13 protein-coding genes are annotated in these 16,019 nt (G+C 63.8%); all 13 read left to right on the top strand.

Annotated features, from left to right (window positions below):
- Positions 1–8 precede the first annotated feature (8 nt).
- The 13 genes from VWZ81_RS15755 (at position 9) to VWZ81_RS15695 (ending at position 15,939) form a co-directional block, all read left to right on the top strand.
- Positions 9–1,106, top strand: coding sequence for a UDP-N-acetylglucosamine--N-acetylmuramyl-(pentapeptide) pyrophosphoryl-undecaprenol N-acetylglucosamine transferase (locus VWZ81_RS15755; protein WP_340545042.1), 1,098 nt, complete (start codon positions 9–11; stop codon positions 1,104–1,106).
- Positions 1,103–2,500, top strand: a complete 1,398-nt coding sequence (gene murC, locus VWZ81_RS15750) for a UDP-N-acetylmuramate--L-alanine ligase (RefSeq protein WP_340545043.1) — start codon at positions 1,103–1,105, stop codon at positions 2,498–2,500. The genes VWZ81_RS15755 and murC overlap by 4 nt, the downstream gene beginning before the upstream one ends.
- A 58-nt stretch (positions 2,501–2,558) precedes the next feature.
- Complete coding sequence (locus tag VWZ81_RS15745; RefSeq protein ID WP_340545044.1) at positions 2,559–2,813, top strand: DUF2484 family protein; 255 nt, start codon at positions 2,559–2,561, stop codon at positions 2,811–2,813.
- Positions 2,810–3,061 carry a DUF2484 family protein gene (locus tag VWZ81_RS15740; protein WP_340545045.1) on the top strand — a complete coding sequence of 84 codons (252 nt, stop codon included), beginning with the start codon at positions 2,810–2,812 and terminating at the stop codon, positions 3,059–3,061. Before VWZ81_RS15745 ends, VWZ81_RS15740 begins: the two co-directional genes overlap by 4 nt.
- 193 nt (positions 3,062–3,254) lie before the next feature.
- Positions 3,255–4,178: a UDP-N-acetylmuramate dehydrogenase gene (murB, locus tag VWZ81_RS15735; RefSeq protein ID WP_340545046.1), complete on the top strand. Its 924-nt coding sequence runs from the start codon at positions 3,255–3,257 to the stop codon at positions 4,176–4,178.
- 286 nt (positions 4,179–4,464) lie between these two features.
- On the top strand, positions 4,465–5,385 hold the full coding sequence (locus VWZ81_RS15730; RefSeq protein WP_340545047.1) for a D-alanine--D-alanine ligase: 921 nt from the start codon (positions 4,465–4,467) through the stop codon (positions 5,383–5,385).
- Positions 5,373–6,266: a cell division protein FtsQ/DivIB gene (locus tag VWZ81_RS15725; protein ID WP_340545048.1), complete on the top strand. Its 894-nt coding sequence runs from the start codon at positions 5,373–5,375 to the stop codon at positions 6,264–6,266. The genes VWZ81_RS15730 and VWZ81_RS15725 overlap by 13 nt, the downstream gene beginning before the upstream one ends.
- Position 6,267: 1 nt before the next feature.
- Positions 6,268–7,602, top strand: coding sequence for a cell division protein FtsA (gene ftsA, locus VWZ81_RS15720; protein WP_014874087.1), 1,335 nt, complete (start codon positions 6,268–6,270; stop codon positions 7,600–7,602).
- A 438-nt stretch (positions 7,603–8,040) separates the two neighbouring features.
- Positions 8,041–9,819: a cell division protein FtsZ gene (gene ftsZ / locus VWZ81_RS15715; RefSeq protein ID WP_416543609.1), complete on the top strand. Its 1,779-nt coding sequence runs from the start codon at positions 8,041–8,043 to the stop codon at positions 9,817–9,819.
- 213 nt (positions 9,820–10,032) lie between these two features.
- Entirely contained in the window at positions 10,033–10,968 is a 936-nt protein-coding gene (gene lpxC / locus VWZ81_RS15710) for a UDP-3-O-acyl-N-acetylglucosamine deacetylase (RefSeq protein WP_416536765.1), read from the top strand.
- A gap of 641 nt (positions 10,969–11,609) precedes the next feature.
- On the top strand, positions 11,610–12,458 hold the full coding sequence (locus VWZ81_RS15705) for an outer membrane protein assembly factor BamD (protein ID WP_340545051.1): 849 nt from the start codon (positions 11,610–11,612) through the stop codon (positions 12,456–12,458).
- A gap of 28 nt (positions 12,459–12,486) precedes the next feature.
- Positions 12,487–14,133: a DNA repair protein RecN gene (recN, locus tag VWZ81_RS15700; protein WP_416540436.1), complete on the top strand. Its 1,647-nt coding sequence runs from the start codon at positions 12,487–12,489 to the stop codon at positions 14,131–14,133.
- Between the two features lie 114 nt (positions 14,134–14,247).
- The gene (locus tag VWZ81_RS15695) at positions 14,248–15,939 is read left to right on the top strand and encodes a chloride channel protein (protein ID WP_340545053.1); all 1,692 of its coding nucleotides are present in this window, start codon (positions 14,248–14,250) and stop codon (positions 15,937–15,939) included.
- Positions 15,940–16,019: the final 80 nt, after the last annotated feature.

Genomic DNA, 16,019 nt, shown 5'->3' with positions numbered 1-16,019 from the left:
AAAATACGATGGCCCAGAAATTGCTCTTGATGGCGGCGGGTGGCACTGGGGGGCATATGTTCCCCGCGCAGGCCCTGGCCGAGGCGATGCTGAGACGCGGCTGGCGGGTGAAACTGTCAACGGACGCGCGGGGCGCGCGGTACACCGGCGGCTATCCGCATACCACCGAGATTGCCGAGGTGCCCTCGGCCACCTTTGCCCGCGGCGGGCTGCTGGCCAAGGCGATGGTCGCGCCGAAGATCGCCGCAGGTGTCACAAGGATGGCGATGCAGATGCGGCGGGACCGGCCTGACGTGGTGGTCGGCTTTGGCGGCTATCCGTCGATCCCGGCACTGGGGGCTGCGACCCTGCTGAAGCTGCCGCGTATGATCCATGAACAGAACGGCGTGCTGGGCCGGGTCAATCAGCTGTTTGCTCCCCGTGTGGCCGGGGTGGCCTGTGGCGTCTGGCCCACGGCGCTGCCGGAGGGGGTTGATGGCGTCCATGTCGGCAACCCGGTGCGCGCTGCGGTGCTGGAGCGGGCAGGGGCTGGTTATATTCCGCCGGGTGACTATCCGATGTCGGTGCTGGTAATGGGCGGCAGCCAGGGCGCGCGGATTCTGTCGGATGTGGTGCCCGCAGCGATTGCCGCACTGCCAGAGGCGCTGCGCAGCCGGTTGCGGGTCTCGCATCAGGCGCGCGATGAAGATGGTGCGCGGGTTGCGCAATTCTACGCCGAACAGGGGATCGCGGCGGATGTGCAGCCGTTTTTCACCGATGTGCCCGCCCGCATGTCGGAGGCGCAGCTGGTGATCTCGCGCTCCGGTGCGTCGTCGGTTGCTGATATCTCGGTGATCGGCCGCCCGTCGATCCTGATCCCCTTTGCCGCGGCGGCTGGCGATCACCAGAGCGCCAATGCCCGTGGGCTGGTCGATGCCGGGGCGGCGATCCTGATCCCGGAAAGCGCTCTTGACGTTTCGGCGCTGACAGAGCAAATGAGCGCGGTTCTCAGCAATCCCGATGGTGCCAGCCAGATGGCACGGGCCGCCTTGCAAGTGGGTATTCCCGATGCGACCGAGCGGCTGGTGGGGCTTGTTGAACAGCTGTCCGAGGAAGGAATGACATGAACCCTGCGACCAAACTCCCCGGTGATGTGGGCCCGATCCATTTTGTTGGCATCGGCGGCATCGGCATGTCCGGCATCGCCGAAGTGCTGCTGAACCTTGGCTATGTGGTGCAGGGCTCGGATCTGAAAGCGTCAAAGATCACCAACCGGCTGGAAGAGCTGGGCGCGCGGATCTTTGTCGGGCAGGCGGCAGAAAATCTGGAAGATGCGGCGGTTGTGGTCATTTCCTCGGCGATCAAACCGGGCAATCCAGAGCTGGACGAGGCGCGCCTGCGTGGCCTGCCGGTGGTCCGCCGGGCCGAAATGCTGGCCGAGCTGATGCGGCTCAAATCCAACATCGCCATCGCAGGCACCCATGGCAAGACAACGACCACCACCATGATGGCGGAGCTGATGGTGGCCGGTCATTTCGACCCGACCATTGTCAATGGCGGCATCATTCACGCCTATGGGTCGAACGCACGGATGGGCCAGGGCGAGTGGATGGTGGTTGAGGCCGACGAAAGCGACGGCACCTTTAACCGCCTGCCCGCAACCATTGCGATCGTCACCAATATCGACCCTGAGCATATGGAGCATTGGGGCGATTTCGACACGCTGCGCGACGGGTTTTATGACTTTGTCTCCAATATTCCCTTCTACGGCGTCGCGGTCTGCTGCACCGACCATCCCGAGGTGCAGGCTCTGGTTGGCCGGATCACCGACCGCCGGGTCGTGACCTATGGGTTCAACGCGCAGGCAGATGTGCGGGCGGTCAACCTGACCTACAAGGCGGGCGTGGCGCATTTTGATATTCATCTTCAGGCCGAGGATCGCGTGATCGAGGGCTGCACTCTGCCGATGCCGGGGGATCACAATGTCTCCAACGCGCTGTCGGCAGTGGCCGTGGCGCGCCATCTGGGCATGAAAAGCAGCGAGATCCGCGAGGCTCTGGCGGCCTTTGGCGGCGTCAACCGCCGCTTCACCAAAGTGGGCGAAGTGGACGGTGTCACCATTATTGACGACTACGGCCACCACCCGGTCGAGATCACTGCCGTGCTGAAAGCGGCCCGGCAGGCCTGCGAGGGCCGGGTGATCGCGGTGCATCAGCCGCACCGTTATTCGCGCCTGTCCAGCCTGTTCGAGGATTTCTGCGCCTGTTTCAACGAGGCCGATGTGGTCGCCATCGCCGAGGTCTTTGCCGCGGGCGAAGACCCGATCGAGGGCGCCGGGCGCGACGATCTGGTGGCCGGTCTGATCCGTCATGGCCATCGCCATGCCCGCGCGCTGCTGGACGAACCCGATCTGGAGCGGCTGGTGCGTGAACAGGCCCGACCCGGCGATATGGTCGTCTGCCTTGGGGCGGGTACCATCAGCGCCTGGGCCAATGGTCTGCCCGAGCGGTTGCGGGGCTGAGGGTGGCTGGCGTGATCTCCTATCCGCGGGCGAGGGTCCCGGCGGTTGAGGCAGCGCCATGCTGAGCCTGCTGGCCTCTGTCCTGTGGGTGTTCATTGCCACCGGCGTGGCCGCCCTGCCGGTTCGCTGGCAGCGCGGGCCGGGGATTGCGCTGGTCGCTGTGGCGCCGGTGCTGATCTATTTCCTGGGGCGTGACCACGGCTGGTTTGCCGCTGCCTTTGGCTGTTTTGCGCTGGTGTCGATGTTCCGCCGTCCGCTGCTGCATGTGCTGTCGCGCCTGCGCCGAGCCTCCGGGCCGGAGGTTGGCGAATGACGCAGTCGCTGATCCTGGCCTGTCTCTGGGTGGTGGCCGCCAATGTGCTGGCGATGCTGCCAAGCCGGGACAATCACTGGTCGCGCGCCTATCTCCTGATTGCCTTTGGCATCCCGCTGCTGGGCTATGTCACCTATGAAAACGGTCCCTGGTGGGGGCTGGCGGCGCTGTTTGCGGGCATGTCGATGCTGCGCTGGCCGGTGATCTATCTGGGCCGCTGGCTGCGCAATCGCCTGAGCCGCAGCTGAACCCCGCCGATTTCCACGAATGAGCGCTCTGCCCTTTGCGCCGGGCTGCGGGCTGGGCCATTGTGTGCATGGGCAAAACCGGAGTACACGCAGGGTCGGTCCGGGCTGCTGAGTCTCGTCGTCGTTTGCCCGCTGGGTGCTGCGTCGGCTCGCTTGGCCGGGGTGGACGCCAAGACAGGCAGGGGCAGAGCATATGAACATCGACGGGCTGCGCGGCAAGCTTCATCCGAATCGCGATCTGGCAGGGTTGACCTGGCTGCGGGTTGGCGGACCGGCGGACTATCTGTTTCAGCCTGCCGATGTGGAGGATCTGGCGCATGTTTTGCGGTCTCTGGATCCGTCGGTGCCGGTGTTCCCGATGGGCGTCGGCTCAAACCTGATCGTGCGTGATGGCGGGTTGCGGGCGCTGGTGATCCGGCTGGGGCGCGGGTTCAACGCGATTGAGGTCGAGGGCGACACGGTGACCGCTGGCGCTGCTGCGCTGGATGCCCATGTGGCCCGCAAGGCCGCGGATGCGGGGGTGGATCTGACATTTCTGCGCACCATCCCCGGTTCGATCGGTGGCGCGGTGCGGATGAATGCCGGTTGCTATGGCAGCTATGTCGCAGATGTCTTTCAGTCGGCAACGGTGGTGCTGCGCAGCGGTGAAGTCGTGAGGCTGAGCGGTGAGGACCTGAAGTTCGCCTACCGCCAGAGCGACCTGCCGGAGGGGGCGGTGCTGGTGTCGGCGGTGTTGCGCGGCCCGATGGGTGATCCCGAAGCCCTGCATGCGCGCATGGAAGAGCAGCTGGCCAAACGCGATGCCACCCAGCCGACAAAGGACCGGTCAGCCGGGTCGACCTTTCGCAATCCGGCGGGGTTTTCATCGACCGGTCAGGCCGATGATGTCCATGATCTGAAGGCCTGGAAAGTGATTGATGATGCCGGAATGCGCGGCGCCCGGCGCGGCGGTGCCCAGATGAGCGAGAAGCATTCCAATTTCTTGATTAACACAGGTGGCGCATCTGCCGCAGATCTTGAGGGATTGGGCGAAGATGTCAGAAAAGAGGTTTACGCCAATTCTGGCATAACGCTAGAGTGGGAAATCATGCGGGTGGGGGATCCGCTTTCCAAATAGCCGATAAAGGCCATGTTTTTCAGGGGGTTACCTCTGATCAGCAGGTTGTTCCTGTGGGAATCGCAGCAGCTGGCGAACTGGAAAAGCGCGATCTTGGTAAAGGCACTGTTAACGGGCCGGTAACGTTTATGACGTTAATGTGGTGACAGCGAACCACAGTGGTCCGTCCGGTGCGGGGAATAGACCTCGCAAGACGAAAAAGCAGGCCTTGGCCTGCGCGAATTGGGGTCAATTTACGACCGCATAACAAGGGGCGAGAAGCCCCGGAACATTTGAGGCGCTTGTCGTGAGTAAGTCGAGCAGGACACTCCCGAAAGTGGCGGTATTGATGGGTGGCCCCTCGGCTGAACGCGAGGTGTCTTTGTCCACAGGGCGCGAATGCGCCACCGCGCTGCGGGACGAGGGATATCAGGTTACAGAACTGGACGCGGGTCCGGATCTCGCGGCGCGTTTGCAGGCGGATCGTCCTGACGTGGTGTTCAACGCCCTGCATGGCCGCTGGGGCGAGGATGGCTGCGTGCAGGGGCTGCTGGAATGGCTCGGCATCCCCTATACCCACTCCGGCGTGCTGGCCTCTGCCCTGGCGATGGACAAGCAGCGGGCCAAATCCATCTATCGCGCCGCAGGTCTGCCCGTTGTCGAGAGCGGCATCTATTCCAAGACCGAGGTGATGGCCGGCCATGTGATGGCGCCGCCCTATGTGGTGAAGCCGAATAACGAAGGCTCCAGCGTGGGGGTCTATCTGGTGAATGAAGTCGCCAACGGTCCGCCGCAGCTGTCGCAGGACATGCCCGATCAGGTGATGGTCGAGAGCTTTGCCCCCGGCCGCGAGCTGACCACCACCGTACTGGGCGACAGACCACTGACGGTGACCGATATCCTGACCGACGGCTGGTATGACTATGACGCCAAGTACAAACCCGGTGGCTCGCGTCATGTGCTGCCTGCGGATCTCCCGGAGGAGATCTTTGCGCTCTGTCTCGAATATGCAGTGAAGGCCCATGAGGCGCTGGGGTGCCGGGGCATCAGCCGCACCGATTTTCGCTGGGACGAGACGCGCGGCGCCGAGGGGCTGATCCTGCTGGAGACCAATACCCAGCCCGGAATGACGCCGACGTCGCTGACGCCGGAGCAGGCGGAACATGTGGGTATGACATTCGGGCAGCTCTGCGCCTGGTTGGTTGAGGATGCGACATGCCCTCGCTGATCACGCGGTTTCGCAAACCCCGCGAGGGGCGTTCCGATCCTGCCCCCTCTCGTCTGACCTATCGCATCCAGCGCTGGATGCTGACCCCGGGCATTCGCTTTGGTGTGCGTTTTGGCATTCCCTTCTGTCTGGTCTTTGTGGCCGGCACCGTGTTCATGGCGGATGAGGCGCGACGCGACCGGTTGCAGGTGATGATCAGCGATCTGCGGGCCTCGATCGAGGAGCGCCCCGAATTCATGGTCAATGTGATGGCCATCGACGGGGCGGGGCGCAGCGTGGCCGAAGATATTCGCGAAGTGGTGCCGATTGATTTTCCCATCAGCTCCTTCGATCTGGATCTGGCCCAGATCCGCGACGAAATCACCGGTCTGGATCCGGTGCGGACGGCGGATGTGCGGATCCGCCCGGGTGGGGTGCTTCAGGTCACGGTGGAAGAGCGCAAACCCGCAGTTGTCTGGCGCAGCCGCGAAGGTCTGGCGCTGCTGGATGCCAATGGCGTGCATGTGGCTGAGCTGGGCGCGCGCAATATGCACCCGGATCTGCCGCTGGTGGCCGGGCGCAATGCCGACGACGCCATTGAGGAGGCGCTGCGGCTGTTTGCGGTGGCCAAGCCGCTGGGACCGCGGATGCGTGGGCTGGTGCGGATTGGCGAACGGCGCTGGGATCTGGTGCTGGACCGTGGCCAGCGGATCATGCTGCCGGCCGAAAATCCGGTGCCCGCATTGGAGCGGGTGATTGCCGTCAGCGAAGTGCGCGACCTTCTGGAGCGTGATGTGGCGGTGGTGGATATGCGCCTGGCGGCGCGTCCAACCGTAAGAATGACCGAAAACGCCGTCGAGGACTGGTGGCGGATCCGACAGTTGAACGCAGGCGGGCTATGATATGACCGATCTCTACCAATCCCAAAGAGCCATGCGGCAGATGCGACGTCAGGCGATGCAGCGCGGTGTTGTGGCCATTCTGGATGTGGGCAGTTCCAAGATTGCCTGTCTGGTGCTGCGTTTCGACGGCACCGGGCGGCTGAGCGAGGATAATTCCATTGGGTCTCTGGCGGGGCAGTCGGGGTTCCGGGTGATCGGTGCGGCCACCACGCGCTCGCGCGGGGTGCAGTTCGGCGAGATCACGGCCATGCAGGAAACCGAACGCGCGATCCGCACGGCGGTTCAGGCCGCGCAGAAGATGGCCGAGGTGCGGGTGGATCATGTGATCGCCTGTTTTTCCGGGGCCAATCCGCGATCCTACGGGCTGGATGCGCAGGTGGATCTGGAAGGTCAGGTGGTGACCGAGAATGAAATCGCCCGCGTGCTGGCGGCCTGCGAGGTGCCGGAATATGGCGCCGGACGCGAGGTGCTGCATGCCCAGCCGGTGAACTTTGCGCTGGACAACCGGTCGGGTCTGAATGACCCGCGCGGACAGATGGGGCAGACGCTGGCGGCGGATATGCACATGCTGACGGTTGATGCGCTGACCGTGCAGAATCTGGTGCGCTGCATCCAGCGCTGTGATCTGGAGCTGGCGGGCATCGCGTCCTCCGCCTATGCGTCCGGGTTCGCGGCACTGGTTGAGGATGAGCAGGAGCTGGGGGCGGCCTGTATCGACATGGGCGGCGGCTCGACCTCGATTTCGGTCTTTATGAAGAAACATATGATCTATGCCGATGCGGTGCGTATGGGCGGTGATCACATCACCAGCGATATTTCGATGGGGCTGGGGGTGCCAACGGCCAACGCCGAGCGGATCAAGACCTTTCACGGTGGCGTCCATGCCACCGGCGCCGATGACCGCGAGATGATTGATATCCACGCCGATACCGGCGACTGGGAACATGACCGCCGCACTGTCAGCCGGGCTGAACTGATCGGGATCATGCGGCCGCGCGTCGAAGAGATCCTTGAAGAGGTGCGCGCCCGTCTGGATGCGGCAGGGTTTGACAGCCTGCCAAGCCAGCAGATCGTGCTGACCGGAGGCTCCAGCCAGATTATGGGTCTGGACGGGTTGGCGAGCCGGGTTCTGGGGCAGCAGGTGCGCCTCGGCCGGCCTTTGCGGGTTCACGGCCTGCCGCAGTCGGCAACCGGTCCCGGCTTTGCCTCCGCCGTTGGTCTCAGCCTGTTTGCCGCCCATCCGCAGGATGAGTGGTGGGATTTTGAGATGCCGGTGGACCGCAACGCCAGCGGCACGCTGAAACGGGCGGTAAAATGGTTCCGCGACAACTGGTGAGGCCTCTGTCGGAGTAGGGGGGACAGGCCCGCTCCGCGCCTTCGCAGTGCCGCCTTCATTAATCAAATGTTAACGAAAAACTTCGCTGGCAAGGCGGTTTCGCGGGTGACAGCGAAATCCTGCCGCGTTAATGTTCCGGTAACGACCGCATCATGCGGCGCATGTAGGCCGAGCAGTGGCCACCAGTATCAGTGACGAGATGTGCTTTCGAGGGCTTTGGTTTTCGGAGGCTGCCGTCATGTTGTGGTGTGTTGCTGGGCTTTCCACAGCATTTGCCAAAATCGGCGAAATGTCGCGAAATTAGACAATACTATGTCTATATTTTGTGGAAAATAGCGCTTTTTTGGATGACGCGACTCGTGCTGCGCGGTAGGATTGTCGCAAAGATGGACAGGAATAGGCCCTTGCGGGAGGGCTGATAACACAGGCGGAACGAGCATGACCTTGAACCTTTCGATGCCCGGCCAGGAAGAGCTGAAGCCCCGGATTACCGTGTTTGGCGTCGGCGGGGCAGGCGGCAATGCCGTCAACAACATGATCGACAAACAGCTGGACGGCGTGGATTTTGTCGTCGCCAATACCGACGCGCAGGCGCTGCAGCAAAGCGCCTCCAAAAGCCGCGTCCAGCTGGGCATCAAAGTCACCGAAGGTCTGGGCGCCGGCGCGCGCCCCTCGGTTGGGTCTGCCGCTGCTGAAGAAAGCATTGAACAGATCGTTGATCACCTCGCGGGCGCGCACATGTGCTTTATCACCGCAGGTATGGGTGGCGGCACCGGCACCGGGGCTGCGCCGATCATCGCGCAGGCCGCCCGTGAACTGGGTGTGCTGACCGTTGGTGTTGTCACCAAGCCGTTCCAGTTCGAAGGCAACAAGCGGATGCGTCAGGCCGAGGAGGGTGTCGAAGCCCTGCAAAAGGTCGTCGATACGCTGATCATCATTCCGAACCAGAATCTGTTCCGTCTGGCCAATGAAAAGACCACCTTCACCGAGGCGTTCTCGATGGCGGATGATGTCCTTTATCAAGGTGTCAAAGGCGTGACCGATCTGATGGTGCGTCCGGGTCTCATCAACCTCGACTTTGCGGACGTGCGCGCCGTGATGGACGAGATGGGCAAGGCGATGATGGGCACCGGCGAGGCCGAGGGCGAAGATCGCGCCGTGCAGGCCGCCGAGAAGGCCATCGCGAACCCGCTGCTGGACGAAATCAGCCTCAAGGGCGCGAAGGGTGTTCTGATCAACATCACCGGCGCACATGACCTGACCCTGTTTGAACTGGACGAAGCGGCCAACCGCATTCGCGAAGAGGTCGATCCCAACGCAAACATCATCGTCGGCTCGACCCTCGACACCGCGATGGAAGGCAAGATGCGGGTTTCCGTTGTGGCGACCGGTATTGATGCCGTGGATGTGCACTCCGACATTCCGGTACCGCGCCGTCCGATGTCGGCACCGCTGAAGCAGACCGTCAGCGTCGAAGACAGCCGCAGCGCCGCGCCGCTGGAGCTGAGCACCCCGGTTGAGCAGCCCGCAGCTGCCGCCGAACCCGTGGCCGCCGCTCAGGAAGAGCCGTCGCTGTTTGCGGAATTCGACGATGGTCAGGCCGCCGCTGAAGGTCACTATGAAGAGGTGCTGGAGGACGCAGGCGAACAGCTGGGCGCCGACGGTCTGCCCGCACCGGCCTATCAGGGCACGCCCGCGCCGGAATTTCAGCCGCAGGCCGAAGTTGCGGCCCATCAGGCCGAGAGCTTTGTGGCACCAAAGGCGCCCGCACCCGGTACCCCGTCGCCAGAGGCGATCGTGCGGCTTCAGGCGGCTGCGCAGCGCGCCCAGCCTCAGCAGCCGATGCAGCAGACACAGATGCAGCAGCGCCCGTCGATCGACACGGTTCAGCCGCGGGCTCCGCAGCAGGTCCAGCAGCAGCCTCAGCAGGTGCAGCAGCCCGCAGCAGCGGGTCACGAACAGCGCCGCTTTGGGCTCAATTCGCTGATCCACCGCATGACCGGCAGCGCCGCTGAAGGCCAGACCGCCAAGCCGCAGCAACCGGCACGTCAGCAGCCGCCCATGCAGCAGGCCGCCGCACAGCAGGCCCCGATGCACCAGCCCCAGGTTGCGCATCACGGCCAGCAGGCGGCACCCGCAGCGCAGCCGCAGCGGCAGGCGAACCCTGAGCAGGAACGCATCGAAATTCCCGCATTCCTGCGCCGTCAAGCCAACTGAGCTGATCACATATAAGTCAAAAAGGTCGCCATATGGCGACCTTTTTTCGTTTTGAATCAGCAAGTTGGTGCCGGTTGGGCAGGGTTTTGCCGATCTGTTACAGGGATGTTTCATTCCGTTACAAAGATTGAGTTGAGCCTAACGAAGTGACACCTTACCTCTGTTCCGCAACAAGGGCCCAAGTACGGCCCACCCTTACGGAATGAGGCCATCGTGCAGAATACGCTTAAAGCATCAGTGACGTTTGACGGTGTGGGGCTCCACTCCGGCAAACCCGTTCGCATGATCCTGAAGCCTGCATCGGCTGGCCACGGCATCTGCTTCCGGCGCACTGACATCGCTTTGGGCAACACCATGGTGCCGGCGCTTTGGGACCGGGTCGAGCGGACGCCATTGTGCACGCGGCTGGTCAATGCCTCCGGTGTTTCGGTTTCCACGGTGGAGCATATCATGGCCGCGCTGGCGGGCTGTGGCATCCACAATGTGATGATTGATATCGACGGCCCGGAAGTGCCGATCATGGATGGGTCTTCGGCGCATTTCGTGCGGGGCATCATGCAGACCGGTATTCAGCGCCTTGCGGCGCCGGTCACCGCCTATCAGATCCTGAAGCCGGTGAGTGTCAGCCATGACGGTGCCACCGCCACCCTGTTGCCGAGCAACCGCCTGACCATCGAGTTCCACATCGACTTCGCCGAGACGGCGATTGGCCGTCAGAGCAAGACGCTGGATCTGCGCAATGGTGCCTTTGCGCGTGAGCTTTGCGACAGCCGCACCTTCTGCCGTCGCGTTGACGTCGAAAGCATGCAGGCCAATGGTCTGGCGCTGGGGGGTGTCCCCGGCGAGAACGCGGTTGTGTTCGACGGCCCGCAGGTCGAGAGCGGCGCGGGGCTGCGCCACTCGGATGAGCCGGTGCGCCACAAGATGCTGGACGCGCTTGGTGATCTGTCGCTGGCGGGTGGCCCGGTCTTTGGCCACTATATCGGCGAGCGTGCCGGTCATTCGCTGACCAACACATTGCTGCGGGCGGTCTTTGCGACACCCGGCGCGGTGCGTCAGGTGAGCTGCGATGCGGCGATGACAGCGCGCCTGCCGGGGCAGGGGCTGGTCTGGGCGGAGATCCCGACCGATGCGCGCCGCGTTGCGTAACTGAATTGAGGCTATCGGGCGGGAACGTCGGCTGGGGGGCCTGACGTTCAACCTGGGTTCCCCCGGACAATCGGGGTGCACCCGGCGCCAACCGGACCGCGGGCTGCAACGACAGCACTCCGGTCACTCTCGAACTGATGATTGCAGCACAGACGCCGGGCGCAGACTGCACCACAGTTCGATCCAATACAGGCCTATGCGTTGGCGCAGCCCGACCGGGGCAGATTGCGCCGGGGGCACCGGGGGAGATCTTCGAGCCGTCCTTAGGTCGTGACCCTAGAGGGGCGGGGCGGTTCGAAGATCACACCGGCGGCTTCACGGCGCAGCGCGCGGCCTCAGCGTGCCCCAACGCGGCTTGCCGGGATTTGTCCAGATCCCGTTTGGTTCGAACCCTTGCAGCGCTCACCTCATATTGACCAATGTTTTCGGTTGCGGCGAACCCCGGCGCGGCATGGGGTATCGGCTGGCGTGGGCCATGTTGTGGCGGGCCGGGGCTGCTTCGCACTCTTGACCCCGCCGCGCTTTCTCTGCCAAGTGGGCGGGAAATCGGTTAAAGACGTTTTGCGCGTCAATTGAATGTGCTAGACCGGGCAGAACCGGGGTTCACACCCGTAAGTAAATGACGGTGAGGTTAGGCGAACATGATGGGCATGGGGGCGGCAGCCAAAACCATCGGCGCGGTTCTACTCGTAGCTGCGCTTTCGGGATGTGGCGGAGACGGGGGCGCGGCCAAGAGTTCGCAGCCACTTGACGGGTTCACCCCGGAGCAGATCTACGAGCGCGGCGAATTCGAGATGGAGCGCAACCGGACCGAGGATGCGGCCTTTTACTTCTCCGAGATCGAACGTCTTTACCCCTACTCCTCTTGGGCGAAACAGGCCCTGATCATGCAGGCCTATGCCTATCATCTGGGGCGTGACTACGAGGATAGCCGCGCTGCCGCACAGCGCTATATCGACTTCTACCCGACCGAAGAAGACGCCGCTTATGCGCAGTATCTGCTGGCGCTGAGCTACTATGATCAGATCGACGAAGTGGGCCGCGATCAGGGCCTGACCTTTCAGGCGCTGCAATCGCTGCGCACCGTGATCGAGGTCTACCCGGACAGCGAATATGCCAGCTCGGCAATCCTGAAGTTCGACCTTGCCTTTGACCATCTGGCGGGCAAGGAGATGGAGATCGGCCGCTACTATCTGCGCAAGGGGCATTATACCTCGGCGGTGAACCGGTTCCGCGTTGTGGTCGAGGATTTCCAGACCACAACCCATACCGCAGAGGCGCTGCACCGTCTGGTCGAGGCCTATCTGTCGCTAGGGCTGGTGAATGAGGCGCAGACCGCCGGTGCCATTCTGGGCCATAACTATCAATCGACCGAATGGTATGAGGACAGCTTTAAGCTGCTGACAGACAACGGGCTGAAAATGCGCGATGTTGGCAACAACTGGCTGAGCCAGATCTACCGTCAGTCCATCAAGGGGGAGTGGCTGTAATTGCCACTTCCGCAATTGGGGCCGGGCCATGCTGCGCGCGCTTGATATTCGCGATATCCTGATCATCGACCATCTTGAGCTGAATTTTCAGCCGGGTCTCAATGTGCTGACCGGGGAGACCGGGGCCGGCAAGTCGATCCTGCTGGATTCGCTTGGTTTTGTGCTGGGCTGGCGGGGCCGGGCCGAACTGGTGCGCCAGGGCGCCAAACAGGGGGAGGTGCTGGCCGAGTTCGAGTTGTCGCCAGACCATCCGGCCCATGCGGTGCTGGCTGAGGCGGGGCTGCCCGGAGGCGATACGCTGCTGTTGCGCCGGGTGAACACCGCCGAGGGACGCAAGACCGCCTGGGTGAATGACCGGCGCTGTTCGGGCGAGGTACTGCGGGCGCTGTCGGACACGCTGCTGGAATTGCATGGCCAGCATGATGACCGGGGCCTGCTGAACCCGCGCGGCCACCGCGCCATGCTGGATGAGTTTGCCGGTCTTGGCGATCTTCTGCGGACCGTCCGCGATCGCTGGGCCGCTGCCAGCCGCGCCCGAAAGAGCGTTGCCGAAACCCGCGCCGCGCTGGAGGCTATCCGCGCCGAAGAGGATTTCCTGCGCCATGCGGTGGCGGAGCTGGACGCGCTTGACCCGCAGCCCGGCGAGGATGCTGCACTGGATCAGCGCCGCCGCGAGATGCAGTCCGCCGAGCGGATCCGTGGCGATATCCAGCGCGCGCAGAGCATCCTGACCGATGGTGCCGAGACGGCACTGGGGGATGCGCAGCGCTGGCTGGAAGGGGTCTCTGCGCAGGCAGACTCGGCGCTGGATGCGCCGATTGCGGCGCTGTTGCGGGCGATGATCGAACTGGGTGAGGCGCAGGATGGCGTTGCCCGTGTGCTCGACGGGCTGGAGTTCAATCCCGGTGAGCTGGAAGAGAGCGAGGAGCGGCTGTTTGCCATCCGCGCGCTGGCCCGCAAACATGATGTGCTGCCTGATGATCTGGGCGGCTATGCTGAAACCCTGCGCGAGAAACTGGCGGCGGTGGACGCCGGGGATCAGGATCTCGCCGATCAGGAGGCCGCACTGGCCGAGGCCGAGGCGGCCTATGCGGGGGCGGCGGCGCAGCTCTCGGCGGCGCGGCGGGAGACGGCGGCGGCACTGGATGCGGCGGTGATGGCTGAGCTGGCCCCGCTCAAGATGGAACGCGCGGTGTTTGAAACACGGCTGACCGAGGCCGAGCCGGGACCGGAGGGCAAGGACGCGGTTGCCTTTACCGTGGCCACAAACCCTGGCGCGCCGGCGGGACCGCTGAACAAGATCGCTTCGGGCGGTGAGCTGAGCCGCTTTTTGCTGGCGCTGAAGGTCTGCCTGCGCGGCGAGACCGGCAATCAGACGATGATCTTTGACGAGATCGACCGCGGCGTGGGCGGCGCGACGGCGGATGCCGTGGGGCGGCGGCTGAAGGCGCTGGCCGATGGCGGGCAGGTGCTGGTTGTGACCCATTCGCCGCAGGTGGCGGCCCAGGGCGCGCATCATTGGCGGGTGCAGAAGCAGGTTGTCGACGGGCAGACGCTGTCGCAGGTGGTGCCGCTGGATGAGGACGAACGGGTCGATGAGCTGGCGCGTATGGTTTCAGGTGATACAATCACCTCTGAGGCCCGCGCCGCCGCCAGGGCGCTGCTGGTGGGCTGAGCTAAAACTGTTGCCCGGATCGTTCTAAGCTGTTGAGTTTTCACGATGGCTTAACCAACCTGCCGATAGTTTGCCGCGTAAACAGACAAGAACGACACCGGGACAATCGGGCTCATGCCACAGACCATACGCTCCGCCATTTCCGCCCAGCTGGCTCAGGGGGTTGCTGGCGTGCGGGATGTCTGGCGGGTGCTGCGCCACCGGGGGCCGAGCCAGTTTCAATTCTGGTTTATCGCCTTGCTGATCGGGATCGCTGCCGGGTTTGCGGCGCTGTTCTTCCGCAAGGGGATCACCGCCTTTCAGGCCTGGGTCTATGGCGCGGAGGATGTGAATTTCCTGCATAGTTTCGCACAGGACATGCCCTGGTACTGGCTGATGATCATTCCGACCCTTGGCGGGCTGGTGGTGGGGCTGATCCTGCACCGGTTTACGCCGGATGCCCGGGTGCGATCCGTTGCCGATGTGATCGAGGGGGCCGCGCTTGGCGATGGGCGGGTGGAAATTCGCGCCGGTCTGGCGTCTGCCTGTGCCTCTCTGATCACGCTCAGTACCGGCGGATCAACCGGTCGCGAGGGGCCGGTGGTGCATATGGCGGGGGTGATCTCGACCTGGGTCAGCAATCGCATTCAGGCCGATGGCATCACCGGGCGCGATCTCCTGGGCTGTGCGGTGGCGGCGGCGGTTTCTGCCAGCTTCAATGCGCCTATTGCCGGGGCGCTCTTTGCGCTGGAGGTGGTGCTGCGGCATTTCGCGGTCCATGCCTTTGCGCCCATTGTCATCGCCTCGGTGGCCGGAACCGTGATCAACCGGCTGGAATATGGCGATGTGACGGAGTTCGACCTGATCACGCCGGGGGCGCTGCAATTCTACGTCGAGCTGCCGGCCTTTCTGATGCTTGGGCTGATCTGCGGGATCGTGGCGGTGGTGCTGATGCGGTCGATCTTCTTTGCCGAGGAAATCGGCAATGCTGTGCAGACAAAGCTGGGTCTGCCGCGATGGCTGCGTCCGGCGGCCTCTGGCCTGCTGCTGGGCGGGCTTGCGGTCTGGTTTCCCCATATCATTGGCGTTGGCTATGAAACCACGGTTCTGGCCCTCACGGGCGCGCTGGTGCTGCATCAGACCATTCTCTTTGCCATGGTCAAAACCGCGGCCGTGGCGATCACCATGGGCGGGCGCATGGGGGGCGGGGTGTTCTCGCCGTCGCTGATGGTCGGGGCGCTGACCGGGCTCGCCTTCGGGTTGATTGCGACCGCTGTGCTGCCGGATGTGTCGGGGACGCATACGCTCTATGCCTTTGCCGGGATGGGCGCCGTGGCGGCGGCGGTGCTGGGCGCGCCGATTTCCACGACGCTGATCGTGTTCGAACTGACCGGCGACTGGCAGATCGGCCTGGCGGTGATGGTGGCGGTGTCGATGTCGACGGCGCTGGCGTCGCGGATTGTCGACCGGTCGTTCTTTCTCACCCAGCTGGAGCGGCGCAATATTCATTGCGCGGCGGGGCCACAGGCCTATCTGCTGTCGATGCTGCGCGCCGGAGCGGTGATGCGGCCCCTGGGCGATCCGCGTTGCGCCAGCGCGGAGGACTGCGCCGCGCTGATTGACCAGGGGCTGTCGGTCCGCGCCTCGGCCTCGCTGGAGGCCGCGATGCCGATCTTCGACCGGGCCGATCTCAGCTATCTGCCGGTACTGGCCGAAGGGGAGGGCGGCGATAATCCGCCGAATCTCATCGGAGCCCTTTACCACATTGATTCGCTGAAAGCCTACACCCGCGCGCTGGCTGCGGCGGCTGCGGAGGAGCATAGTTGAGGATTGAAAACTACGGCGGCTCATCGTCAATTTGCGACATTTCCCATAAAGCCGTCGCTTAAAGACAAGTTTACCCGCAA

Origin of the sequence: Phaeobacter sp. JH20_34 (assembly GCF_048056095.1) — a bacterium.
GTDB classification, from domain to species: Bacteria; Pseudomonadota; Alphaproteobacteria; order Rhodobacterales; family Rhodobacteraceae; genus Phaeobacter; species Phaeobacter bryozoorum.
This window is presented reverse-complemented; position numbering and strand designations above follow the sequence as displayed.

Excerpts from the sequence above, each read along its gene's own strand:
- VWZ81_RS15740 (WP_340545045.1), top strand. The coding sequence starts at position 2,810 with ATGACGCAGTCGCTGATCCTGGCCTGTCTCTGGGTGGTGGCCGCCAAT.
- VWZ81_RS15755 (WP_340545042.1), top strand. The coding sequence starts at position 9 with ATGGCCCAGAAATTGCTCTTGATGGCGGCGGGTGGCACTGGGGGGCAT.
- ftsZ (WP_416543609.1), top strand. The coding sequence starts at position 8,041 with ATGACCTTGAACCTTTCGATGCCCGGCCAGGAAGAGCTGAAGCCCCGG.
- VWZ81_RS15695 (WP_340545053.1), top strand. The coding sequence starts at position 14,248 with ATGCCACAGACCATACGCTCCGCCATTTCCGCCCAGCTGGCTCAGGGG.
- VWZ81_RS15725 (WP_340545048.1), top strand. The coding sequence starts at position 5,373 with ATGCCCTCGCTGATCACGCGGTTTCGCAAACCCCGCGAGGGGCGTTCC.
- VWZ81_RS15705 (WP_340545051.1), top strand. The coding sequence starts at position 11,610 with ATGATGGGCATGGGGGCGGCAGCCAAAACCATCGGCGCGGTTCTACTC.
- murC (WP_340545043.1), top strand. The coding sequence starts at position 1,103 with ATGAACCCTGCGACCAAACTCCCCGGTGATGTGGGCCCGATCCATTTT.
- recN (WP_416540436.1), top strand. The coding sequence starts at position 12,487 with ATGCTGCGCGCGCTTGATATTCGCGATATCCTGATCATCGACCATCTT.
- VWZ81_RS15745 (WP_340545044.1), top strand. The coding sequence starts at position 2,559 with ATGCTGAGCCTGCTGGCCTCTGTCCTGTGGGTGTTCATTGCCACCGGC.
- ftsA (WP_014874087.1), top strand. The coding sequence starts at position 6,268 with ATGACCGATCTCTACCAATCCCAAAGAGCCATGCGGCAGATGCGACGT.
- murB (WP_340545046.1), top strand. The coding sequence starts at position 3,255 with ATGAACATCGACGGGCTGCGCGGCAAGCTTCATCCGAATCGCGATCTG.